Annotated in this window: 22 protein-coding genes and 1 tRNA gene; 3 read left to right on the top strand and 20 right to left on the bottom strand. The window is 61.3% G+C overall.

The genetic code is table 11. The annotated features are described in order from the left end of the window. Positions 1-3: 3 nt before the first annotated feature. The 13 genes from rsfS to ACLI1C_RS19050 form a co-directional block, all read right to left on the bottom strand. Complete coding sequence (gene rsfS / locus ACLI1C_RS19110) at positions 4-387, bottom strand: ribosome silencing factor (protein WP_411399158.1); 384 nt, start codon at positions 385-387, stop codon at positions 4-6. Positions 388-565: 178 nt separating this feature from the next. Continuing rightward, positions 566-1,207, bottom strand: a complete 642-nt coding sequence (locus tag ACLI1C_RS19105) for a nicotinate-nucleotide adenylyltransferase (protein ID WP_411399157.1) — start codon at positions 1,205-1,207, stop codon at positions 566-568. A gap of 5 nt (positions 1,208-1,212) precedes the next feature. Continuing rightward, the gene (locus ACLI1C_RS19100) at positions 1,213-2,493 is read right to left on the bottom strand and encodes a glutamate-5-semialdehyde dehydrogenase (protein ID WP_411399156.1); all 1,281 of its coding nucleotides are present in this window, start codon (positions 2,491-2,493) and stop codon (positions 1,213-1,215) included. Continuing rightward, the gene (gene proB / locus ACLI1C_RS19095) at positions 2,480-3,619 is read right to left on the bottom strand and encodes a glutamate 5-kinase (protein WP_411399155.1); all 1,140 of its coding nucleotides are present in this window, start codon (positions 3,617-3,619) and stop codon (positions 2,480-2,482) included. The genes ACLI1C_RS19100 and proB overlap by 14 nt, the downstream gene beginning before the upstream one ends. A gap of 172 nt (positions 3,620-3,791) precedes the next feature. Continuing rightward, the gene (gene obgE, locus ACLI1C_RS19090) at positions 3,792-4,835 is read right to left on the bottom strand and encodes a GTPase ObgE (RefSeq protein WP_411399154.1); all 1,044 of its coding nucleotides are present in this window, start codon (positions 4,833-4,835) and stop codon (positions 3,792-3,794) included. After that, the gene (locus tag ACLI1C_RS19085) at positions 4,832-5,368 is read right to left on the bottom strand and encodes a GNAT family N-acetyltransferase (protein ID WP_411399153.1); all 537 of its coding nucleotides are present in this window, start codon (positions 5,366-5,368) and stop codon (positions 4,832-4,834) included. Before ACLI1C_RS19085 ends, obgE begins: the two co-directional genes overlap by 4 nt. Beyond that, positions 5,365-5,892 (bottom strand): GNAT family N-acetyltransferase, encoded by a 528-nt coding sequence (locus tag ACLI1C_RS19080; RefSeq protein ID WP_411399152.1) that lies wholly within the window; start codon positions 5,890-5,892, stop codon positions 5,365-5,367. The genes ACLI1C_RS19085 and ACLI1C_RS19080 overlap by 4 nt, the downstream gene beginning before the upstream one ends. Continuing rightward, positions 5,889-6,407 carry a GNAT family N-acetyltransferase gene (locus ACLI1C_RS19075; protein WP_411399151.1) on the bottom strand — a complete coding sequence of 173 codons (519 nt, stop codon included), beginning with the start codon at positions 6,405-6,407 and terminating at the stop codon, positions 5,889-5,891. The genes ACLI1C_RS19080 and ACLI1C_RS19075 overlap by 4 nt, the downstream gene beginning before the upstream one ends. Then, positions 6,404-6,931 carry a GNAT family N-acetyltransferase gene (locus ACLI1C_RS19070; protein ID WP_411399150.1) on the bottom strand — a complete coding sequence of 176 codons (528 nt, stop codon included), beginning with the start codon at positions 6,929-6,931 and terminating at the stop codon, positions 6,404-6,406. The genes ACLI1C_RS19075 and ACLI1C_RS19070 overlap by 4 nt, the downstream gene beginning before the upstream one ends. A 130-nt stretch (positions 6,932-7,061) precedes the next feature. Further along, on the bottom strand, positions 7,062-7,328 hold the full coding sequence (rpmA, locus tag ACLI1C_RS19065) for a 50S ribosomal protein L27 (protein ID WP_137150623.1): 267 nt from the start codon (positions 7,326-7,328) through the stop codon (positions 7,062-7,064). A 12-nt stretch (positions 7,329-7,340) separates the two neighbouring features. Continuing rightward, complete coding sequence (gene rplU / locus ACLI1C_RS19060) at positions 7,341-7,904, bottom strand: 50S ribosomal protein L21 (RefSeq protein ID WP_411399149.1); 564 nt, start codon at positions 7,902-7,904, stop codon at positions 7,341-7,343. Positions 7,905-8,128: 224 nt separating this feature from the next. Beyond that, on the bottom strand, positions 8,129-8,905 hold the full coding sequence (locus tag ACLI1C_RS19055; RefSeq protein ID WP_411399148.1) for an MBL fold metallo-hydrolase: 777 nt from the start codon (positions 8,903-8,905) through the stop codon (positions 8,129-8,131). Between the two features lie 55 nt (positions 8,906-8,960). Then, on the bottom strand, positions 8,961-9,422 hold the full coding sequence (locus tag ACLI1C_RS19050) for a gamma-glutamylcyclotransferase family protein (protein ID WP_411399147.1): 462 nt from the start codon (positions 9,420-9,422) through the stop codon (positions 8,961-8,963). Positions 9,423-9,541: 119 nt separating this feature from the next. Here ACLI1C_RS19050 and ACLI1C_RS19045 point away from each other — a divergent pair. Together ACLI1C_RS19045 and ACLI1C_RS19040 are read left to right on the top strand one after the other, a co-directional pair. After that, positions 9,542-9,631 (top strand) — tRNA-Ser (locus tag ACLI1C_RS19045). A gap of 226 nt (positions 9,632-9,857) precedes the next feature. Then, positions 9,858-11,132: a DUF4238 domain-containing protein gene (locus tag ACLI1C_RS19040; protein WP_411399146.1), complete on the top strand. Its 1,275-nt coding sequence runs from the start codon at positions 9,858-9,860 to the stop codon at positions 11,130-11,132. On the opposite strand, the gene ACLI1C_RS19035 is transcribed toward ACLI1C_RS19040, so the two are convergent. The 4 genes from ACLI1C_RS19035 to ACLI1C_RS19020 are packed head-to-tail and all read right to left on the bottom strand — an operon-like array spanning position 11,108 to position 14,701. Next, positions 11,108-12,010, bottom strand: a complete 903-nt coding sequence (locus tag ACLI1C_RS19035; RefSeq protein ID WP_411399145.1) for a hypothetical protein — start codon at positions 12,008-12,010, stop codon at positions 11,108-11,110. The genes ACLI1C_RS19040 and ACLI1C_RS19035 overlap by 25 nt on opposite strands. Before the next feature lie 45 nt (positions 12,011-12,055). Then, positions 12,056-12,784 carry a DUF2971 domain-containing protein gene (locus ACLI1C_RS19030; protein WP_411399144.1) on the bottom strand — a complete coding sequence of 243 codons (729 nt, stop codon included), beginning with the start codon at positions 12,782-12,784 and terminating at the stop codon, positions 12,056-12,058. 38 nt (positions 12,785-12,822) lie between these two features. Continuing rightward, the gene (locus ACLI1C_RS19025; RefSeq protein WP_411399143.1) at positions 12,823-13,467 is read right to left on the bottom strand and encodes a hypothetical protein; all 645 of its coding nucleotides are present in this window, start codon (positions 13,465-13,467) and stop codon (positions 12,823-12,825) included. Between the two features lie 13 nt (positions 13,468-13,480). Beyond that, positions 13,481-14,701, bottom strand: a complete 1,221-nt coding sequence (locus ACLI1C_RS19020; protein WP_411399142.1) for a hypothetical protein — start codon at positions 14,699-14,701, stop codon at positions 13,481-13,483. 262 nt (positions 14,702-14,963) lie between these two features. On the opposite strand from ACLI1C_RS19020, the gene ACLI1C_RS19015 reads away from it, so the two are divergent. Next, positions 14,964-15,527 carry a hypothetical protein gene (locus tag ACLI1C_RS19015; RefSeq protein ID WP_411399141.1) on the top strand — a complete coding sequence of 188 codons (564 nt, stop codon included), beginning with the start codon at positions 14,964-14,966 and terminating at the stop codon, positions 15,525-15,527. A gap of 84 nt (positions 15,528-15,611) precedes the next feature. On the opposite strand, the gene ACLI1C_RS19010 is transcribed toward ACLI1C_RS19015, so the two are convergent. The 3 genes from ACLI1C_RS19010 to ACLI1C_RS19000 are packed head-to-tail and all read right to left on the bottom strand — an operon-like array spanning position 15,612 to position 21,894. Further along, positions 15,612-19,985: a hypothetical protein gene (locus tag ACLI1C_RS19010; protein WP_411399140.1), complete on the bottom strand. Its 4,374-nt coding sequence runs from the start codon at positions 19,983-19,985 to the stop codon at positions 15,612-15,614. A gap of 9 nt (positions 19,986-19,994) precedes the next feature. After that, positions 19,995-20,639 (bottom strand): RloB family protein, encoded by a 645-nt coding sequence (locus tag ACLI1C_RS19005; protein ID WP_411399139.1) that lies wholly within the window; start codon positions 20,637-20,639, stop codon positions 19,995-19,997. Beyond that, the gene (locus ACLI1C_RS19000; RefSeq protein WP_411399138.1) at positions 20,632-21,894 is read right to left on the bottom strand and encodes an AAA family ATPase; all 1,263 of its coding nucleotides are present in this window, start codon (positions 21,892-21,894) and stop codon (positions 20,632-20,634) included. Before ACLI1C_RS19000 ends, ACLI1C_RS19005 begins: the two co-directional genes overlap by 8 nt. Positions 21,895-22,678 lie beyond the last annotated feature (784 nt).

Below are 22,678 nucleotides of genomic sequence, written 5' to 3'. Positions count from 1 at the left end.
AGCCTAGTGGGCGTCGGCGGCGAAATCGGCCTGCCACATCTTCTCGATATTGTAGAATTCGCGCACTTCGGGGCGGAAGATGTGGACGATGACATCGCCGGCATCGACCAGGACCCAATCGCAATGGGGCAGGCCCTCGATACGCGGCTTGCCATAGCCGGCGTCGCGCAGGGCGGTGACCATCTGGTCGGCCACGGCACCGACATGGCGCTGCGAACGGCCGGACGCCACGACCATATGGTCGGCGAGCGAGGATTTGCCGGTAATGTCCACGGCAACGACTTCCTCGGCCTTGGCATCGTCAAGGCAATCAAGGATCACTTCGATCATGGGGCGTTCGGGCGTGGCCGGGGGCGTAGAGACGGTGTTCTCGGGCAGCGCGGCCATCAGCAATGGCCTTCCGCCCATGCCAGTGCATGGGTCATGCGTGGGGTCAGCATCCTTGGTTGTTGATCGGAATGTTGCAGGCGTTTGGTAAACGGCAAGCAGTCAGTTCCTGTTCCGGTGACGTTTATCACACAAAGGCAATATGCGCCTTCGGTGGCAATTTCGCAAGATTGGGCATTCATTTTGGCTTAACCGGTTGCCGTCTTGCCCTGATGGCGGACGAGGAGAGCGGGGATTGGCGGCCATGCAGGTAGACCCAGGCGGGTGGCGCCAGGCCTGCCAGGATGGGCGCATCCTCCTCGTCGATGCGCCAGCGGGCCAGCGCCGTGGCCGCCATCGAGACGGGCGCGCGGCGGCTCGAACCGGGGCGGACATAGATGGCCAGCGGCACCATGGCGGCGATATCGCGCCAGCGTTCCCAGCGGTTGAAATCCACCAGGTTGTCGGCGCCCATGATCCAGACGAAGCGCCGGTCGGGCATGGCGCCGGTCAGGTAGCGGATGGTCTGCCACGAATAGGTAAAGCCCTGCGCCGCCTCGAAGCCGGTGACGCGGACGCGCGGATTGTCGAGCAGGGCGCGGGCGGCCAGCACGCGGTCGGCGAGTGGCGCCAGGTCGTTGTGGTTCTTGAGCGGATTGCCCGGCGTCACCAGCACCCAGACCGCGTCGAGCTCGAGCCGCCGCATGGTCTCCTCGATGACCAGGCGATGGCCCTCGTGGATCGGGTTGAAGCTGCCGCCAAACAGCCCGATGCGCATGCCGGCGCCGGAGGGTGGCAGTTCAGTAATGCCGGGAAGGCGGATGGGATGGCGCAGGGTCAAAAGGGTCAGGGTCTCGTCTGGCCATTGCCGCGGATGCGGTATTTGAAGCTGGTGAGTTGTTCGACGCCGACAGGCCCGCGCGCATGCATCTTGCCGGTGGCAATGCCGATCTCGCCGCCAAAGCCGAATTCGCCGCCATCGGCAAACTGGGTCGAGGCATTATGGACGAGGATGGCGGAGTCGATCTCGTTAAAGAATTTCTCGACCGCTGCCGGGTCCTCGGCGATGATCGCCTCGGTATGGTGGCTAGAATAGTGCTCGATATGGGCGATGGCGGCCTCGAGACTGTCGACGATCTTCACCGAAATGATGGCGTCCTCATATTCGGTGCGCCAGTCCTGCTCGGTGGCCGGCTTGGCCGTGGGTATCGCGGCCATGACCGTGTCGTCACCGCGGATCTCGCAGCCCTTGGCAATCAGCGCCTCGATGATGGGCTTGAGGTGGGTCGTCACCACATCCTTGTGCACCAGCAGCGTCTCGGCGGCGCCGCAAATGCCGGTGCGGCGCATCTTGGCGTTGAGCGTTACGTTGACCGCCTTTTCGAGGTCAGCGCTCTTGTCGATATAGACATGCACCAGCCCTTCGAGATGGGCAAAGACCGGCACGCGCGCCTCGTCCTGCACGCGGGCCACCAGCGTCTTGCCGCCGCGCGGTACGATGACATCGATATTGCCGTCGAGGCCCTTGAGCATTTCGCCGACTGCTGCGCGGTCGGTGGTGGGCACAAGCTGCAGGCATTCCACCGGCAAGCGTGCAGCATGCAGGCCATCGAGCATGCAGTCGACAATGGCTTGGCTGGAGTGAAAGCTGTCGCTGCCGCCGCGCAGGATCACCGCATTGCCCGACTTGATGCAGAGAGCCCCCGCATCGGCAGTGACATTGGGGCGGCTTTCAAAGATCACGCCGATGACGCCGAGCGGCGTGCGCACGCGCTCGATATGCAGCCCATTGGGCCGGTCCCATTCGGCAATGGTGGCGCCGACCGGGTCGGGCAGCTCGGCAATGGTCTTCACGGCCTGGACAATGCCGTCGATGCGCGCATCGGTCAAAAGCAGGCGGTCGAGAAAGGCCTTGGAAATGCCCTTGGCCTCGGCGGCGGCCATGTCCTTGGCATTGGCCGTGAGGATCGCCTTGCGATGCGCATTGATGGCGCCGGCGGCAACGGTCAGCGCGGTGCGCTTCTGCTCGGGCGTGGCAATGGCCAGGGCCCTGGCGCCGATGCGGGCGTTGCGGCCGATTTCGGCCATGATGCCGGAAACGGATGTAGCGGCTTCAGCCAAGCTCATGGCTTTCCTCCTTGGCGCCCACCAGCACCAGATTGTCGCGATGTACCAGGGCGGCGCGGTTGCCGGCGCCGAGCAGTTCCACCACGGCGTCGCTGCGCTTGCCCATGACCAGCCGGGCTTCGTCGCTGTCGAGACCAACCAGGGCGCGGGCGATTTCAACACCATCGGGATTGGTGATGGCAATGGCATCGCCGCGCTCGAATTCGCCGGTCACCCTGGTGACGCCGATCGGCAGCAGCGACTTGCCGGTCAGCAGCGCGCGTGCGGCGCCGGCATCGACCTGCAGCGTGCCCGATACGGCCAGCGTACCCATGATCCAGCGCTTGCGCGCCTGGGCGCGGCTCTGGGCGGGATGAAACAGAGTGTGCCGGCCGCCCTCGGTCAGGGCCTTGAGCGGATGGGAATCGGTGCCCTTGGCGATGATCATGGCGGTGCCGGCCTGGGTCGCGATCTTGCCGGCTTCGACCTTGGTGGTCATGCCCCCGCGCGAGAGGTGGCTGGCGGCGCCACCGGCCATGGCCTCGATGGCGGGGGTGATCGCCCTGATCACCGGCAGATGCTCGGCATTGGGGTCCCTGGCCGGCGGGGCGGTATAGAGCCCATCGACATCGCTGAGCAGCACCAGGCAATCGGCCTCGATCATCGTGGCGACGCGGGCCGAGAGGCGGTCATTGTCGCCATAGCGGATCTCGGCGGTGGCGACGCTGTCATTCTCGTTGATGATGGGAATGGCGCCCAGGCCCAGCAGGGTGGCGATGGTGGTGCGCGCGTTGAGGTAGTAGCGCCGCTCCTCGGTGATATTGGGCGTGATCAGGATCTGCCCGGTGACGATGCCATGCCGGCCCAGCGCCTCGGCCCAGGCCTGGCTCAGCGCAATCTGCCCGGCACTGGCGGCGGCCTGGCTCTGCTCCAGCGTCAGCGCCACGGCGCTGAGGCCGAGCAGGCCGCGCCCCAGAGCAATGGCGCCCGAGGAGACGATCACCACGTCGCAGCCGCCGGCCTTGAGCGACGCGATATCGGCCGCGAGGTCCGCCAGCCAGCCGGCGCGCAGCCGCCCCGACTTGTCCACAAGCAGGGCCGAGCCGATCTTGATGGTCAGGCGCTTATAGGGCGCGAGGGCGTTCATCTTGCCAGATACTCGATCCCTTCACCTCTCCCTTTGGGGGAGAGGTCGGCGCGCAGCGCCGGGTGAGGGGGCCTTACCCCAGCACTGCACCTGGAAAAGGCCCCCTCACCCGACCCAAGAGGGTCGACCTCTCCCCCGAAGGGAGAGGTAAGGCAGGTCCAGCGCAGGCTCATCACGGCGCCCAATTGGGTTCGGCCTTCCGCCGCGCAGCTTCCAACTTGGCGGCCTTGGTGGCGTCCAGCGTCTCGATCACGCCATAGAGCACCATGTCGGTGCCCTTGCCGGTCACGCCGGAGACCAGCAGCACATCCTGCTTGCTGGCCTTCTTGAGCACCTTGAGCTTTTCCTTGAGATCGTCCGGCTCGATGGCGTCGATCTTGTTGAGCACCACGATTTCGGGCTTTTCGGCCAGCCGCTCGTCATAGGCGGCCAGTTCGGAGCGGATGGTCTTGTAGGCCTGCTTGACGTCGTCCTGGGTGCCATCGATCAGGTGGATCAGCACGCCGCAGCGCTCGACATGGCCCAGGAACCGGTCCCCGATGCCGGCGCCTTCGCTGGCGCCCTCGATCAGGCCGGGAATATCGGCCAGCACGAAATCGCGCTCGCCGATCGACACCACACCCAGATTGGGATGGAGCGTGGTGAAGGGATAGTCGGCGATCTTGGGCTTGGCGGCCGAGACGGCAGCCAGGAAGGTCGACTTGCCGGCATTGGGCAGGCCGACGAGGCCCGCATCGGCGATCAGCTTCAAACGCAGCCAGATCCACTTTTCCACGCCGACCTGGCCGGGATTGGCATGGCGCGGCGCCTGGTTCGAGCTAGTCTTGAAATGGGCATTGCCGAAGCCGCCATTGCCGCCCGAGAGCAGCACGACGCGCTGGCCCACCTCGGTCATGTCGGCGATCAGCGTCTCGTTGTCGTCCTCGAACACCTGGGTGCCCACGGGTACGCGCAGAATGGTGTCTTCGCCATCGGCGCCGGTGCGCTGCTTGCCCATGCCATGGGTGCCGGTCTTGGCCTTGAAATGCTGCTGGTAGCGATAGTCGATCAGCGTATTGAGGCCGTCGACGCATTCGATGATGACATCGCCGCCCCGTCCGCCATTGCCGCCATTGGGCCCGCCGAACTCGACGAATTTTTCGCGCAGGAACGAGACGGCGCCGGCGCCGCCATCGCCGGAGCGAACATAGACCTTGGCCTGGTCGAGGAACTTCATTTTTCTCTGGCCTTCCAGACGCCATGCGTCAGTTTGGTGTCGATATGCTCCACCTCGGCGCCGCGCGCAAGGCAGAGCAGGGTAGAGCGCCCGGTTTGGGTAAATCCGAGCTTGTTTTGAATGGCGAGCGAAGCCGCGTTGAAATGGAAGACGCCCGAATAGACGGTGTCCGCCCCGGTGGCCTCGAAAAACCAGTCGAGGCTGGCCGTAACCGCCTCCGTCATGATGCCGCGGCCCCAGAAGGGCTGGCCCAGCCAATAGCCGATGATCGGGCCCTGCGCTCCCCGATGGAAGCCGACATGGCCGGCAAAACCGGCGCCAGGCAGTTCGATGGAGAAATTGGTCTCCTCGACCGGCAGGTTGGGCCGGCGCGTGCGCAGCCAGGCCTTGGCATCACTGAGATGGTACGGAAAGGGCACGCGCGCAAGATTGCCGGCCACTTCGAAATCGTTGAGATAGCGGGCAATCGGCTCGGCGTCGCCCAATTGGGCCGGACGCAGGATGAAGCGGGGCGTGCGCAGCGTCACATTCATGTTGCCTGCCACTCCATCACGAGGAGGGGCTTGCCGCGATGGCGCTCGACCACGCCCTGCGTGCGTTCCTTCACGAGGAAACCGGCTTTTTCCAGCACGCGGATCGAGGCCGGATTGCTCTCCAGCACCCGCGCGCCGATCCGGGCGAAACCGGGCAGCTGGCGCAGCGCAGCGAGCAGGCCGATCACGGCCTCCCCGGCATAGCCCTGGCCCCAATGGGGTTCGCCCAGCCAGTAGCCGAGCTCGGGCGGCTTGCCGGCGGCGAACTTGAACAGGATGGTCCCCATGAAGCGGTCATCCGCACCGGCTATGGCATAGGCCCTGAGGTCGGGCTTGCCGGTTGCCTGGGCGATGAAGTCGCGGCCATCGCGCTCCCCATAGGGGAAGGGCAGGGTGGCGGTGGTCTCGACCATTTTGGGATTGTTGGCCATGGCCACGATATCGGCAAGGTCCGACGCCACCGGCGCCCGCAGGGTCAGGCGTTCGGTGCGGACGGTGGCGGGCAGGGCATGGTCAATGGTCATCGCGATCCTCGCAACTGCCAGTCCTGGCGCGACAATGTGGTCACCACATGCTCGACATTGTGCTGCAGGGTCTGGCTGAACCGCATCTCGCGGCGCATCGGCACGAAGCCGAGCTTGCTCTGCACGGCGAGCGAGGCGGCATTGTTGTGATGGGCGCTGGAGGCGACGGCCTGCGCATGGGTGCCGGCAAAGTGCCAGTCCAGCAGGGCCGTGGCGGCCTCGGTGACGTAGCCGCGGTTCCAGTGCGGCCGGGCGATCCAGAAGCCGAGCTCATTGATCAGCGAGACGCAGCCGATGACGCCAGTGCCGGGCAGTTCGATGACCAGCATGGATCGCTCCGGCGTGGCCGGCCGGGCCTGGCGCAGCCAGTCGACCGCCATGGCCAGCGTATAGGGATAGGGCACGGGCGTCAGGAACCGCGCGACCTCGTATTCGCCGACGCCCAGGGCATAGAGCGGGGCATCGTCCAGCGTGGCGTCGCGCAGGATCAGCCGCTTGGTGGCGATGGGCGTCATCTGTCGAACTCCAGCCGCATCAGCGCCAGGCGACGTCCGGCGAGGTTTCCCTCCTTGTCGGTGCCTTCGCCGATGATGGTGAAGCCAGCCTTGCGCAGCACATTATGCGACGGGGTATTGGTCAGCAGGGCCCGCGAGCGCAGGGCGGGAATGCCGGCCACTTTCGCCGCCGCGACCACCGCCCGGGCCGCCTCGCTGGCATAGCCCCGGCCCCAGAACGCTTCGCCCAGCCAATAGCCCAGCTCCGGCAGGGTTCCCGCCTCGAAGCGCAGGCCGACGACGCCCATGAAGACGCCGTGCTCAAGGATGGCGTAGCAGCGCTCGTCGGGGCTCGTCACCACCTGCTCGATGAAGAACAGCGCATCCGCCTCGGTATAGGGAAAGGGCAGGCGCGACATGACGTCGTGGATGCGCGCATTATTGGCCAGCCGGGCGATGTCGGGGACATGCGACAGGGTCGGCGTAGTCAGCAGCAGGCGGTCCGTCGTCATTGTGGCGGGCAGGCGGTCCTTCATGCTGTTCATTTGACGTTCATCCAGGTGGCGAAAATGCGAAAAGGGGAACCGGCAAACCGGTTCCCCTTTGTCAAATTTCGCATTGTCGCGAACACGAGCCGGGGAACGGGTCACCGGCTGGTTCGATTGACCTGCCGGGTTATTCGGCGGCCTTGGCCGGGTCGACGGAAACAAACACCTGCGAATTCGCACGGGTTCGGAACGACACGTTGCCATCGACGAGCGCATAGATGGTGTGATCCTTGCCCAGGCCAACGCCCGTGCCGGGATGCCACTTGGTGCCGCGCTGGCGGATGATGATGTTGCCGGCGATGACAGTCTCGCCGCCGAACTTCTTCACGCCGAGACGACGGCCAGCGGTGTCACGACCGTTGCGGGATGAACCGCCTGCTTTTTTGTGTGCCATCTCTGGAGCTCCTTATTCCTTGTCGGCCTTGGGTGCGGCCTTCTTGGCCGGGGCCTTCTTTGCCGGCTTTTCAGCAGCGGCTTCGGTGGTCTCGGCAGCGGCCTTCTTGGGGGCAGCAGCCTTCTTCGCCGGTGCCTTGGTCGGAGCCTCGGCGGTTTCCGCAGCGGCGGCCTTGGGGGCAGCAGCCTTGGTTGCCTTCTTGGCCGGAGCGGCTTCGCTCACGGTCTCGGTCGGCTTGGCAATGCCGGCAGCCTTGATGGTCGGCTTGGCGCCGCCGGTCAGGATTTCGGTGATGCGCACGGTCGAGAGCAGCTGGCGGTGGCCATTGCGGCGGCGATAATTGTGGCGACGGTTCTTCTTGAAGATGATGACCGTCTTCTGCTTGCGGGTCTCGAGCAGTTCGGCAGCGACGAGCGCGCCTTCGACGAGCGGAGCACCCACTTCGCCGTCAATCATCAGCACCTGGTCGAAGGTGACGATGGTGCCGGCTTCGGCATCGAGCTTTTCAATCTTGAGAACGTCGTTGGCGGCAACCTTGTACTGCTTGCCACCGGTCTTGATCACGGCGAAAGTCATAGCTTAACCGGGAGCGTCAAACGCCCGGTCCCATTGTGTCGCGCTCTGTGGCGCCGCAGGTATAAGCCCAGATCCTGCGGTCTTCTTGCGTGCTGCCGGCGATCAAACCGGCGGGCAGCCTCGAACAGCGTTTTCAAACAAAGGAAGCGCGCCAGGCAAGCTGGCACGCGTTCCGGGGGCGCTTATCGGGGCAAATGCCCCAAGAGTCAAGCGTTGCGGCGCGCTCAGGCGCCGTTGGGATACCAGTTGCGCAGCCGCACTTCGGTCTCGGCTCCAACGCCCGCTTCCAGCACCGACAGGTCGCTGTCGCCGTAGTGATAGGGGTAGACGATGGCCGGCTTGAAGGTGTTGACCGCGTCCAGGGCCTGCTCGGGCGTCATGGTATAGGGCAGGTTCATCGGCAGGAAGGCGACAGCGATATCGGTCAAGGCCAGCATGTCGGGGGTCGGTTCGGTGTCGCCCGCCACATAGACCTGCTTGTCGCCCAGGGTCAGCACATAGCCATTGCCCACGCCGACCGGGTGATAGTTCATGCGGTCTTCGGTAATGTTATGGGCCGCAATGGCGCGGATGGCGATGCCGTTGAGGCTGCCTTCGGCACCATTGGCGAGCGCGGTGGCATTGCCCTTGAGACCCTCGGGCAGCTTGTCGAACACTTCCTGGCTGGTGATGATCGGGGCCGACGCGGCGATCGCTTCCAGCGTGGGCAGGTCGAAATGATCGCCATGGCCATGGGTGATGAGGATGCCGGTGGGGGCGGGCAGCCCCTCATAGCGCTCTGCGCCACCGACGGGATCGACATAGATCACCTCGGCGCCGAAGCCGAGCAGCAGGCTGGCATGATCGACCGGATGGATGATGATATCACCATCGGCGGTCGCAACTGCATCTCCGTCCAATCCAGCTTCTCCCTGCGCCCAGGCGGGCATGAAGGCCGCAGTCCCCAGAGACACGAGCGGCAGTGTTGCCATGCCGACAACCACGTCACGACGCTTTACCATTGTCTTCTCCCTTGTGATCTTTGCGTTCCTTGAACGCAAGCGCGGGGAGAGCAGTTCAGCAATGCACGAAATCGTGACGGTAGCCCGCCTGCCGCGCCGAAAGACGCTGCCGCAGGGCCTGCGCCGTGCCGGTCTCCTGCCCGATCACGGCCGGCTTGTGCAGGGCCGTCCAGGTCGCCAGCGACCAGTCGGGAGCCGACGCGATCGGAATGGCGGGAAGATAGGTATCGAGCAAGAGCTGCTCCCCGCCTACGCGGATCATGATGGCCTCGCGGCGATATTCGTCGCCCTCAAAGGCGTCCAGCACCGCCAGATCCAGCGGAGAGAGGTCCGCGACCACGAGGCCTCTTGCGGCTGTGTCGGGGGCGCGGATCAGCGCCGGATAGACCCGGCCGGGATAGAAGACCGCGCGGTATCCCGGTGCGGTGGCCGCCTCGAGGCGCGAGAGGTCCACCGGCCGCCCCAGCACGGCGCCCAGCACGTCGGGATCCTGCAAGGTGCCATAGACGAAAAGCATGGGAGAGCTGCCAAGCGTGATGAAAGGTCACAAGAGGTGTTGCGAGCCAACTATTGCTATGTCATAAGCCCGGCCGTGTCGACCAGCCGGACCCCGCCAGGGGACCTCATCGATCTCGCGGAGAGATGGCAGAGTGGTTGAATGCACCGCACTCGAAATGCGGCATAGGGGCAACTCTATCGGGGGTTCGAATCCCTCTCTCTCCGCCACATCTTTCATAAAATCATTATTTTTCAGTTATTTAAAGCGGGTTGGCCAGGCCTGCCCTATCGTGGGCCCTATCGGTGGCGTTTGGAGCTTTGTAGGCTGGGTCGGTTTTTTGGGGGCTGCAACTATGCCTTGTTGGGCGATCGAACAGGGGCCTGGCAGCTTTGGGAGCCAGAAGCAGGCGCACCAGTGGTATACGCTACCGGGCAGGCATGGGGGCAGGCAACGATGAGTCGACCATCCAAGAAGCATCACTTCGTTCCCCAAGCCCAGCTTCGGCACTTTGCGGCCGATCCACAACGGCGCTCGATTTACGTTTTCGCCAAGAGGTCCGACCGGTCCTTTCTGACGTCGATTGCCAATGCCGGTTCCGAGAACGACTTCAATACGGTGAGCCTTGGCGACAGCAAATGGAACTTCGAGGACCTGTTCCAGGAGTTTGATGCGCGTACTGCTCGCCTCGTCGCCGAAATCGTCTCGCGGCGATCGCTGGCGTGGATGACGGCGGATGATCGTATCGCGCTCGCCGATTTCTTCGCGACCCAGATGCTGCGGACGCATTTCAGCCGAATAACACCGAAATATTTGGCAGGGCAATTGCGGGAGATGACGCGCCAGGTCGGCTATGATCCGGACGCCGATCCGCAAATGGCGATGCTCTCCGATGCGGCAGTGAAACTGGGGGCCGTCAGGGCGTTCCTTGATCGTCAAGATCACACCGTCGCGCTGCTTCGTCTTCATCCCGCTCTCTATGCGAGCGATGGCGAGCATCGCTTCATCATCTCGGACCATCCCGTCAGTCGCATCAACGCCTTCCCCTACGGGGATGTCGGGCTCACCTCGCCGGGCGTCGTGGTGATGCTGCCGGTTTCACCTGGTTTGACGCTTGCGCTGCACTGCCCGACGATCGTCCAGCGCTACGAACTGGCGGCGAGTGCGGATCTGGAGCCTGAGCGCAAGGCAAGAATGATCGGCTATCGGGATGGTCTGCGGTCAGGCGAGCCGATCGGTATCGACGGCGATATGGTGCGCACCCTCAACCGTCTCCAGGTCTCGCAAAGCGCCGGCTATCTCTATGCCGAGACCGATGCGTTCGATTTCGCACGCGAGATGCTGCGGGAGGATGGCGACCTGCGGAGCGTAGAGACGCATACCGAGCTCGGCGAGCTGGGGCATGCGCCCCCTCCGAGACTGGGCATGCCCGCGGGCATGCACCTCGTCATCTTCGGATCCCTCGATCACTGCACGCTGGCGATTGAAGAGATCGACGAGGCGGGTGAGGGCCTGACGGCACGGACCAGGCAGGTCGATCTGCTCGCGCAGGTCGCTGCCGACAAGGGGATGTTGCGGGTCGAGCTTTATGTCGATCGGCGGGTAAGGCGTGGAATGAACCAGGTGATGGTCGAGCGTTTTGGCGCACCGGCATCCGGCTGGTTTCGCGTCGTCCATCGCGATCCGAGCCTGAGATCACTCAGCGTTCAGCTCGATGCCGAGCGCCGTTGAGATCGTCCGGAGGGGACAAATGGCTTCAGGATCCGGTCGAGATCGGCGTAGGTGAAGGCCGGGGCGCGGCCGATAAGGAACGACGGCGCGAACACGTCGATCACTTGCTGCCCTGGTTTGAAAGATTCGCGTATCCTTTGCCGGGCCTGTTTCAGTTGTGCGCTGGAAGGGTTCACGATGCCGTCGCGTTGCAGAACGGCCGTGACCATGCGCTCCAGGCGGTCCTGCCGCAGGCGCCCGATGCAGTAGGTGCGAATGTATCGCAGCAGCGATTGCAGGAACAAACCCTGGCAATGGAACGACTGCATGGCCGCGCCGAGGGTCGCGTCGAAGGCAGCGGTCACATTCGCGGTGCGGTTCATCTCCCGATAGAAGGCCAGTGTTTGCGCCTCGAGGAACCCAACGCTGATTTCTGCGGGCGGCGCACAGAAGAGATAAGACGGCACGGGTCGCTTCAGGCTCACCTGCCTATAGAGATGCAGCCCGAAACACAGAGCAAAGATTGAGGTGAGATTGTTGCCCGTCGCAACATTGAGGGCCCGGAGATCTTCGATGACCTCGACCCAGCCGACACGCTCGCCGCTTGGCGCAAGCAGGAGCCCGTCGGCGGCCGTTCCGTGAGCGTCGACATGGAGCACCGGCCTCAGTCCCTGGTCGGCCTTCGTGGTCAACTGCTTGAAGAGCTCGCTCAGTTCGGCACGATCTCGAACCGCATACTCGAAGACGGGGAAACCGCCAGCGGTGGCGAGGCCCTCAAGGTCTTCGAGGATGCGTCGGCTCGGACCCATCTCGCTTTCCGGGAGCGAGTGGATCCAGACGATCGCGTTGGTCTGCAGCGTTTCCGAGATCGTGAGTGCGGTGTCCGAATACGATATCATTGCGGCTTGAGGCCTCGTCTTGTTTTGATGCCTGCTTGCTGGGCCTCAGACATACCGGGGTTGGCCGAGAAGGGTGGAAAGCTCAAGGCGATCGCTTAGCCCGGCGGCAGCCACATGTTGAGCGACGGTGGCGCGCTCGGCCTCGGTTGTGGTTGAGCCGAGCACGATGCGTTCAATCAGAGTGGGAAGATCGACGTCGACGAGGATGCCGTGTTCGGGAACCCGGACGCCAAATTCCTCGGCCATTCGAACGGAGATCGCGAGCCGATACTCCCGTTCCCACTCAAAGGCCCGGTGCTTGAAGAAGAAGCGGTCGAGCATGGCGACGCCGCGCATCCGGATCTGGGTCAGGTCGACATATTGGACCGGGCCTCCCCACAGATCTTCGACGCCGTATTCCGGTTTCAGCCGGAAGGGTTTGAATGCGGCGGCCATACGATCGGGCGTCGTGCAGATCGCGATGCCCTTGTGCTCGCCCGCATAGAGCTTCCACATCGCGTCGCTCTCATAGGCCGCACGGTGCCAGCAAGTGATCTTGGTCAACCGTTTGAGCCCAAAGAAGGCCCGCTCCACGCTCTCCATTTCGGCGTAGCGTGGATCGAGCGGCGGCACGTTCAACTGGACGGCGACGGCCCCTTCGAACGGATCGATAAACTGGTTTGCTGACGCGAAATAGAGTCGGCTCTCCGCGAGTGTTGAAAGAAAGCGCTCGGGTCGAAAGTATTTCCAAAGCGTCTCGTTGCCCTCAACATCAATATCGCCAACCTTGCGCAAGATTACCCCCAACACTCGAGCGACGCGGAGCGCACAGCTCAAAAATTCCCGGCAGCACCGCTGCTTGGCGTGGATTTCACAATGTCCGTCAGGAGCTCGTCGATGCTGCCGGCCGATGTTGCAAGCCTTCCGTCGACAACATGTGGAAGGTTGTTCTCTTCTTCATAGCCATAGCTGGCCTCGAATTCCTCAATGGCTTCCCCCGCCAGCGGGACGCCTCGTTTCTTCAGGCGCTCGTATGCAGCAACGACGAAGTTGAACAGAGCCGGGTTGATGTTCACTACCGGACCATACCAGTGGAACATCTGTTGGCAGGCTTGGCGAGCCTCCTTCTGATACCGCTTTGTCGTCTCTATCGCCGCGACGACGTTGTCGCTTGGGACGAGGCAAAACGTCATCAGATCCGTCGTTATCGGGTAGCCGCCGATCGGAATGAGCCTGACGACGTGCCGCAGTTCCTGCTGATGGTGGAAGTAGTTGCGAAGGCACTTGAGCGCCGCAAATTCCTGGACGTCGAAGAAATCGGCAGCAGCCCCAACCTTCAGTCGATCGTTGAGACTGTGCGCCGCCTCCAGGAGCGAAAACAGCGTGTCGCGGCTCGGGGAGACGCAATGCGTGTGGTACAGCCGAAAGAACCTTTCGGACGCTGCGCCGACATTGTGCAAATCGACTTCTTCTGTCACGCAGAGGCTCCAATCAAATACGCACGTCATCGAGGCCGCCATTCGCGGCATTCTGGTCCAAGGCCTGCGACGAACCGCGTTGGAGCAGCTCGCTCAGGAAGGCATCCTGGCTTTCTGGAGGCGACGGTGAGGTTGCTGCGCTGATCAGGGCGCAGACGCATCGACGCGCAAGCCGTCGGGCATCCAGTCGAACCTGACTCGGTATGTCCTGCATCACTTGGCCATGAAGGAAATCACTTCTCGCCTTGAAAAGCGCGAAGTATCGCTCGCCAGCGGAGGCATCGTCTAGGAGGGCCGCCAGGCGCCATGCGACCCGGGCTGTCGCGCCCTGGCGCTGTTGTCCGGTGATTTTCGGACGCTTCCTTGGGTAATGGTCGATCGGTTGTCCCAGCGCTGCCTCGATTACGGTGACATGCGCGAGAAATTCATCGATCCGGTCACCGGCGAACGCCCTGATGGCGAAGTGCTCGATCGGGCCATGAAATAGGGGGGACCGTCGAGCCTCAATCAGCTCAGTCCAAGCCGCATCATCCAGATAGGCCGTTTGGGCGATCGCGGCGTTGGTCAGGGGCAACCGCGTGGGTCGTTCAGCCTCAACCATGGCACCGTCCGTATCTTCGTAGAAGTCCGGCTCCCAAGACAATGTGTCGGCATCAGGCGGCATCGGTTGGCGCGCAAAAAGGTCGTCCGACAGCGTATGGACCCATGGCACGCGAAAGGGACGCCAATCCAAGTCGGAATAGCTTGTGATATCCTCCCAAGGCGCCGTCAGTAGCGCGAAGAGCGCGGCTTCCACCGGAGCGGGGAAGTTCCTTTTGTGCGGTTCGATCCGCCCGAAATCTTGTCGCAGATCGACGAACAGTCCAGGGAGAACGCGGCCGCCAGGTTTTCCGGGGAGAACCACGATCTCCTCGACGACGAGCCACGCAAAGCGGCTGAATCGCTGGCTGTCGAAATGCCAGCCGGGCCGTCCTCGTGACAAGCCATCGGGGTCGAGGAGATCGCTCAGCTCCTCAGCCGTGAAGTTTCGAATGGCATTGGGTCCAAACCGCAGTTCGGGAACATCATCGCCGAGATCAAGCGGACAGAGATGAAGTAGGTGCGCTTCCGTTTGCCTGAAGGCTTGGTCAAGGCGGGCCGCTGCGATAGCGGGGGAGACAGCAAAGCGGGCTGGAGCGTCGTCGCTCCAGCGAAATCCGAGACCGTAGAGAGCCTGGCTGAGGGCGAGGTTCACGGCTTCCTTCGACCCCGCTGATTGATAGAGCAGCTGGCAGCTTTCCCGTAGCCTCACAAATGCGGGGGCCGCATATAGATTGCCAGCCACCGGACCATGGTGACGCCACAGAGCGTCGACCGCGGACGCTAGCTCAAAGGGGAGCGAGTTGTTCAGGACGCGAACTCCTTGTGGCTATCGGACGCTGTCCGGGTGCGGTGGGTCAAATAATGTAGGGTGCGGCGAGTTGAAATGTCACGGCTACGGTGCGCATTAGGAGTAGATGTGTGCGATCGATCGTTCCCATTGTGGGCGGATCGCGCTGATCCCCGTCGACAATGGCCTCGAACTCATGTGCCATCAAAAATGCGCTGACCTGTTATTCGACGACCGGCACGGGAATTCCCGCCGGCTCACACCGGAACAGCGCAGCGACGCACGTGGCCGAGCCTTTGACAGGAAGGTCCTCTTTCTGGGAGAGCTCGGGCACATTCCGCCCGATCAGGTCCGGGCGATGGCGATCCTGCACGAGTACAGGAACCAACTCTATCATATCGGGCTCCGCGACGATCCGATCATCGGCCAGCTCTCGCACCTCTATTTCCGCCTGACTGCTGGACTGCTCGAGTCGCTCCTTGGCGCGGAGCGCCATCTGCGCTGGAAACCTGAAGTCGTCAGCGATGCCGCACGCCGTCTGCTGCCCGAGCTGGCAACCACGAAGTACCGCAGAGCCAAGGTTGATATTTCCGGACTACGCGATCGGTTGCTTGCGGCGTGTCGGCAACCGTCGATGTTGGTTGGGGAAGCGGACAGCGACGATGTTCGCGAGCAGGCTCTCAGCGTCTAGGGGCCCCGAACTCCACGCCGATTCACACTGCACCCAACCACGACACAGCTCAGTGCGCAGTACGCCGAGCGGCGACCTCTTGGCCTATCGGTCGCGCTTGCTGAGGTCTATTCCGATGACACGTAACTCGTCGACACCGGGGTATTTGGGCGACAGCACAAGCCAGTAATCCTGAAGCGCTTTCACGGCACCTTCAAAATCTGTCATCGTGCCATCCGGCAGCTGCCAGCGCTGACGTTCCTTTCCACGGTTCACGAGTAGGAATATGCCTCGTGACGATCGGCGATCCCGCAAATAGTCGCCAGACAGCTGGTTCTCGAACCGTTCGAAAAGTTTTGGACCTGTCCACTTGTCAGCGATCTTAAGTTCCGTGGGTACTGGTGATGAGATGCCGACGCCGTGGAAACGAAGGTCTGTCCGCTTCTCGTCGGCGAGCTCTTCCTCCTGCGATATCTGGTAGCGACCGGCGGACATCCGTTCGAGTTCATGGCCGAAGTAGTTGCGCATGACTTCCTCCTGATCGATATCCAGAAGCACCCTCGCGACACTGGTGTCCCCGTTTTCCATGTCATCCTTGATGTCGAGGAGATGGTTCACGGCGAGGTCGAACAATTCACGGTGGTTGCGCGGAGTGCGCTCCTGATCGTCATAGAACTCGCGCACCTGCTCGGGTGTCCACGCGTCCATATCAGCGTCTTGCGTGGCCCTTTGGAGCGCTCGATATGCAATCCACTTGCTGGTGTCGGCGTTGGTTTCTCCCGCTGCGATATTCGTCATGGCGATATAGGCCTCTTTCCCGCTGATTGAGTTCAGCAGGTTGAAGATCGCGTCTCGGGAGCTTTGGGCGCGGTCACGCAGGGTTGGCGAGTACGCCTCACCGTTTGCCCTGTCGATGTCTTCGGATCGATGCACATGCCGGTGCAGCAATACATAGAGCTGCTCCAGATACTGCGGCTCTTTGAACGCAGTTCGCCCGACCGGAAAGTCACTGTGCCGGTCGCCGAAGAGATGCGTGGCATAGCTCATCGCTACATCTACCGACTCCCGGTTCTCCGACAGCCCATCGATGTAGGATGAGAACGCAGGGATCGCTGCCGCCGGCTCTATCCCCGTCCACACCGCAAACCACTGCACGGGATGCTTCGTATCGGCATCCCCTGCGCGCTTCTTGGCTAGAGCCAATACTTCGGCGTCGGGTACGCCGGAGGCGAGCACAATCTGCAAGAGCTTGTTGAGCGTCTCTGCATTCCTCGGCTCACGGTTCAGCAGTATATGAAAGATGGACGGACCCAGCTCAGGCCAAGCCCATTTTCCGGACCAGGCGAGATCGGAGATTATGTAGTGCATGCCGCCTTCCGGCTCGGAAGTGATCTCAAACTCCATCTCCCGCATCATTAGCTTGGCGAGCGTGACCTTGTGTTTCGCGTACAGGGAGGGGAACCAGTCAGGAAAGCCATTAAGTTCATGTGCCGCAAAGAGCCAGGCTCGCTCGGCATCCGGCTCTGACACACTGCTTGGCCAGTCAGGTGTTTCACGGGCTTCTATGGCAAGACCGGTTAGGCCGAGAACGGTCGATCCTGTTGTGGTGTTGGCTTCCGCGCCTTCTGAGCGAAGTTTCGGGGTCGCACGGTGCGCATGGAGAATGGCGCCATCGCGATACGCTCTTGCGATCTCATCGCCAAACTCCGGAACAAGCGAGCGCCAGTCGCCGGAGGTCCATTTACCTTTCTGCTCCGACTTGTTTCGCGTTTGGTGATGCAGGTACCATAGCGTTTTGGACACGTCGTTCGGGTTTGGAAATCCAGGGTCGCGTAGCGTATCGAGATGCTGGCCGATATACTCCCGAGACTTACGCAGGTTGTCCTTTTCCCGCCGAGCGCGCGCCTTCGCCTGCTTTTTCCACTTCAGGTTCTGCCTGGAAAACTCGTCATCTCGCTTTGGCGGATGCAGGAAAAGCTCTAGACGAGCGGTCAACTTCGGAACGCCGGAAACCGCGCTCTTTAGCTGCTTCAGCCTTGTTGGGCCCCGCTCTCCCTGAACATAGGAATCAATGGCGCCGGATAGCGCTACCAGCTTGTCATCCATCTCACGACGCGCAGCAATCTCCCCGATGAAATATTCGAAATCCTCGGCAGAAAACCGCCAGAACGCTTCGAAGGAGTTTGCCTGCCAAATGTTGGTCACAGGGCCGAAATTTGTGCCTTCGTGATCCTTGCGCGCCCTTTCGACCTCGGCCCAAACCAAGACACGATTGAGCTCCGGCCAATCCGGCACCAGTTTGGAAAAGTCGGCTTTGAGATCGCGAATGTCAGCATCGTACATCTTCGATACAGGCAGCATCCCCATAACGCTCAGGGCCACGGAAGTCAGCGAAGCAGGGTGACGCTCGCGTACCAGGCGTTCCACAGCGGCCGCACCGGGATGGAGTAGCCATCCTAACCTTGTTGAAATCTTGCAGGAGCGCGCATCGACGAAGGGGGCCACAGACAGAAGCGCGTAAAGTCCTTCCAGCAGTTTTAGCAGGTTGTCGACCGGCATCCTCTCGACGAGTTTGGTTACGCCATCCTGAAAATGATCGACCGTGTACTTTGCGAGAGGTTCCGCCCGTGCCATCTCTTGAAGAAGCCAGTCGATCTCCTCGTCGGTGCCCTCGAGCGTGTCGCAAATCTCGTTAACCCATTCTCGATCAGGGGGCCTCGGCTCTCGTGAGATCGCCTTCCGCACATCGCGCATATCCTCCTTCGAGCCGACGGCGTGCACCGCCCGGATGGCGGTCATCCGGTGATACTTTCCGGCGTTCGCCATGAGCGCGTGCTCCTTGGCCTCCGGCAGGAGACTCTTCAGTTCGCCGAGCCATATCATTCGCAGCAAGAAGCTGGCAGCTTCTGCGTCGTTCGGGTGCGCTCGCAATAGGCTGCGGATATCTTCACTTAGGTCGGAATGCGCAAAGCGCTGAACCGCGGCAAAGTCCGTCGGTGCCCTAGGGGAGTGCCCCGGCACCAGGTCCTCTACTACCTCGGCCAGTATCTCTTGGCGCGTGGGCAAAGGTAGTGAAGCCGGATCGCCACCTTCGAACAGCACTTCAGGCGCGATCTCCAGCACGCGCTCTCGAATGCGGTCATCATACAGCGAGACCCAGGGGAGGATGGGCCTCATGACCGGCACGATGATGTCGACACCGTAGCTCGTCTTGAAGAACATGTCCTCGATAGCGCGGCGGGACGCAGGTTTCGCCAGCATCTCCCTTAGCCATTCGGCTGCCAGATATTCCCGCACCGTTCTGTGGTGAAACCGCACCGCCCCATAAATGGCAGCATCGAAAATAGGGCGCTCTAGCAGCGCTTTTCGTTCGGGAGGCGACCAATCAGACAGCACTTTGTCGACGGCGATACCTTCGAGGCCGTCGTGCCCATCAGGTACTTGGATAGCAGGATTGCGTCCAAGCGTTGTTGCGGCTGCAAGCAGCTTGGCACCCAGCAGCGCCTTCGCCTCCGTCAGGGGGACTAGGTCCGCACGCTCCTGATCGCGCTCTTTGAGGCGACGCTCCACTCCGTCTTGCATGACAGTACGGCGCGTACCTATTGCTCCGCGCTTCAACCAGGAAGCGACGAGGTCTTCGAGGTCTTGCGGGAGCGTTGCGAAAGACCACGCGTCCGCTCGCTCGATGGCATCGCCGAACGCTTTTGTGTTGTTGACCCCTCGCGCGGCTGCAAACGTCTCTACTTGATCCCGCGACAGTCCCTCCAGAGTGACTATTCTGAACGGCGCGGACGTCTTCGGCTTTTCCTTCTGCGATCTGGACACAGACGTGTCGACGCTTAGCTCATCGCCATCGTCGACCTCATCCCCCATAAGCTCATCAACAAAGTCGTCTGCGGACGCCAGCGTATTGCGAGCATCGTCGTTGGCGACCTTCGTTATTTCTGTGAAAGGCAGATGCGCTCTTGCGCGGTCAAGGTCGGTTTTTGGCCGCCACGCCGACATACGCCCGCTCAGAAATACATGAGCTCTGTCGAACGCGAGCTTCAGCTTTTCTCCGAGCAGCCGAAGCGCCAGCTCGAAATCCCGAGGATGGCGCAGCCGCGCCTCGTCGACAGAATCTAGGAAGACCCAACCCTCACTGCCAGACGCAACCCATTCGTCGAACTCCCCTTCTGTTCCGACATCAAACGCGCTCGAAAAATGCTCCGGGATGTTCTCGAGCCTTAGAAAGAATGCAGCCTTGCCCTCGGACCGAAGCTTTTTGGCGATCGTGCGAAGCTCTTCGGTTTTCCCCGATCCTGCCTCAGAGAGGATTACAACCCTATAGTTCTGCAGCAACTCCGGCCAGCGAATGCCGTCCGACACATAGAATGCCTTCGACAGGTCCACATCGTCGCTCTCACTTGCGTAGCTTGAAAGCTCGCGAAAGCTGCGGTCTAGAGGGACATGCTGAAAGTCTTCTTGATTGCCACTCATATGATTGTCCTACTTCGCCTTCAGCCCGCGCAAGAGGGACACCAGTTCATGCATGTCGGTGTAGGCATCATCGCTAGGAGGCCGATCGAACTTGGCCTTCAAGGCAGTTGCACGATCAATTGCCGTCTGAATGTTGGCGACTGTTTTAGCATAAGAGCCCTTGTTGCCCTTTTCGTATCCAGCGATATGCGTCTTCAAGCGAGCAAGCGTTTCGGTACGGTGCAAGAACGCCTTGATGTCTTCGAAATGTAAGAGCAGCCACAGTTCGAAACTCTGTACCGTAGCGATGGCTTCGAATTTGGTCGCCACCCCCTCATCATTCTTCCACTTTTCGTTTCGCGCCACGGCCATATCGAGTGCGGTGTCATATGTCAGGTGGTCATCCCGATCGAAGACCGCATAAACTCTCTCGTAGCCCTTCGTCCGCTTGAACTCTGCTTCTGCCGATTCCACCACCTGCTTCGGCTCTGTTCCAAGAACGCTATGGAGCACGCGTACATCCACACTGGAAATTCTGGATTCCTGCCGGATTTCCTCCAGATAGTTTGGCTCGGTTTTTGATCCCTCGCAGACAATGAGAATTCGCTCGCGGGCTGTGCGCCTTGGCTTGCTGCGTTTTAAGTCCTGCGATGATCGGCTGCGGTTCTTAGGCATCTGTGCGCAGCCGTTTCAAGATTGGGACCGCGCCATATCTCCCGCCAAGATATCCACGCTCCAACGCTTCGTTCTTGCGCGGCGAAAAATCTGTCAGCGGGTAGATGTTCGATGCCTGTTCCTCGTCTTTCTCCGTGAACCAGACCTGATCGCGCCGTAGATGCGCGCCATCGAGGAGCGAGGTGTCGTGCGTCGTGAAGATCAGCTGTGCATTGCTCTTGTTGACCTCAGGGTCATGGAACATCGCGATCAGCTGGCGAACAAGCAGGGCATGAAGGCTTCGATCCAGCTCATCCACGATCAGCACCTGGCCTCTTTCGAAGATATCGAAGAGAGGACCTGCAAGAGAGAAGAGCTTTTGCGTGCCTTCGGATTCATCGGTGAAATCAAAGACCGCCGAGCCCTTGCTCGACGAGTGTTTGAAAGTCGGCACCACCATGTTTTGATCCTGATGGCTGCTATGGGTAAGCCCGCCCGTCGCTAGATCGATAGCGATGCTATGCGCGTCCCCTTTGACTTCTTTCAGCGCGATCTCATCGATGCTGATGTCGGCGCTTGAGAGGAATTGCCTCACACGCTGAGACTTCGCTCTTGCTATGTGGTTGATCGTATAATCAGGCATCGGGCCGCTGCCATTCTCAAAGACAACAAGGCTCTGCGCGATGTAGTCGAAGATCGGCTTCAGGGAATCGCTGTTGAGCTGGATTGCGGTTGAGAGGAACAGTGCGTTTGGGCGTGTCGCCTCTTTCCAGACATTGCGACTGCCTTTGAAATGCGCTTCGCTGAATTTGTACTCATCGGTTTTGGTTTTGGGATTGTACTCCCGCACAAACCAGGTTTGAGGCTGCTTCGTCTTGTAAACTAGCAGCCACTCTTCCACGATGCGGTTGGCGGTTAGAGCAAAGCCGTACTGATAGCGAACTCCGTCCTTCAAAAAGGTGAGCTCGAACTCGGTTGGTTCCTTGTCGGTTTCCGGATCGAGACGAAATGGCTGAACATTGAACAGCTGATCCGGCTTGAGGTTTGCGGATTCGACGACGATCCCGCGCATCAACTGCAGCGCGCGAATGAGGTTGGACTTGCCGCTGGCGTTAGCACCATAGATGCCCGCTGCCCGCAAGACGCGAGGCACAGATGTGTTCTTTGTGGTGACAACGTTCGAGCTCTCCAAATCCTTATCGGCGGAGGCCAGAAGCGACAAACGGTTCTCACCTCTAAAGGACCTGAAGTTTGTGACGCGGAACTCAATTAACATCGCGACCTCCATTCTTATCTAGTTTTTGCACAGAAATTGCAAAAAGTCGAGTTATTTATGGCTTGATACCGATTTTGATTCCTCTTGAGAAAGACGCTGTTCCCGCTCTACTCGCCTGAAGAGGCTCATCAAACCAGCTGATTTCAGCCGTTTTGGCCAATGCGGGTGACGATCAGGGCGAAGTTAGACATTACCCGCCGCTGGCGGGCGGTCATTCAATTCGCGTTGGGTGCCCACGCTTGAACCCGGTTTCCAGCTTAAGCCGACGGCACCATGCCTGCCATCTCCCTACCCATGCGACGAATGTCCGCTATCTGCCGCCGTTCCGCTAATGGCCCCCTTTCTGCCACTCATCAGGGAGCGGGTAACGGCAATAATGGGGCCGCAAGCGGACTGGAAGTTTTTGGAGCAGCATAAACAATAGCGGACAATTCGGCCGATGGCCTGCTGTTTGGGACGCTTTGTGGAGCCGGGGCCATGGCGGGGTACGGCTTAGCATGCCCCAGCGCCGGACTGTAACGCCGGAGGTCGCGGGTCGAGCCCCGGCTCTCGCGCCACCTTCTATCTTGTTTCGTTGTGTTTCAGACGGTCGGTAGCTGATGTTGGCCTGTTGTCGCAATGGACCACTAGTGTGAACAAGCTCGACGCAGACCAAGCGGTATCCATGTGGGCCGCCAGACTGCATCAGTCTCGGGATCATTGCATGATTGTGAGCGTGCCGCGGTCGAGGTTCTGCCCGGCGCGATCGCCGCTGCCCAGCTCGACCTGGACGAGGGAACACCGC

Origin of the sequence: Devosia sp. XGJD_8 (assembly GCF_046614475.1) — a bacterium.
GTDB lineage: Bacteria > Pseudomonadota > Alphaproteobacteria > Rhizobiales > Devosiaceae > Devosia.
This window is presented reverse-complemented; position numbering and strand designations above follow the sequence as displayed.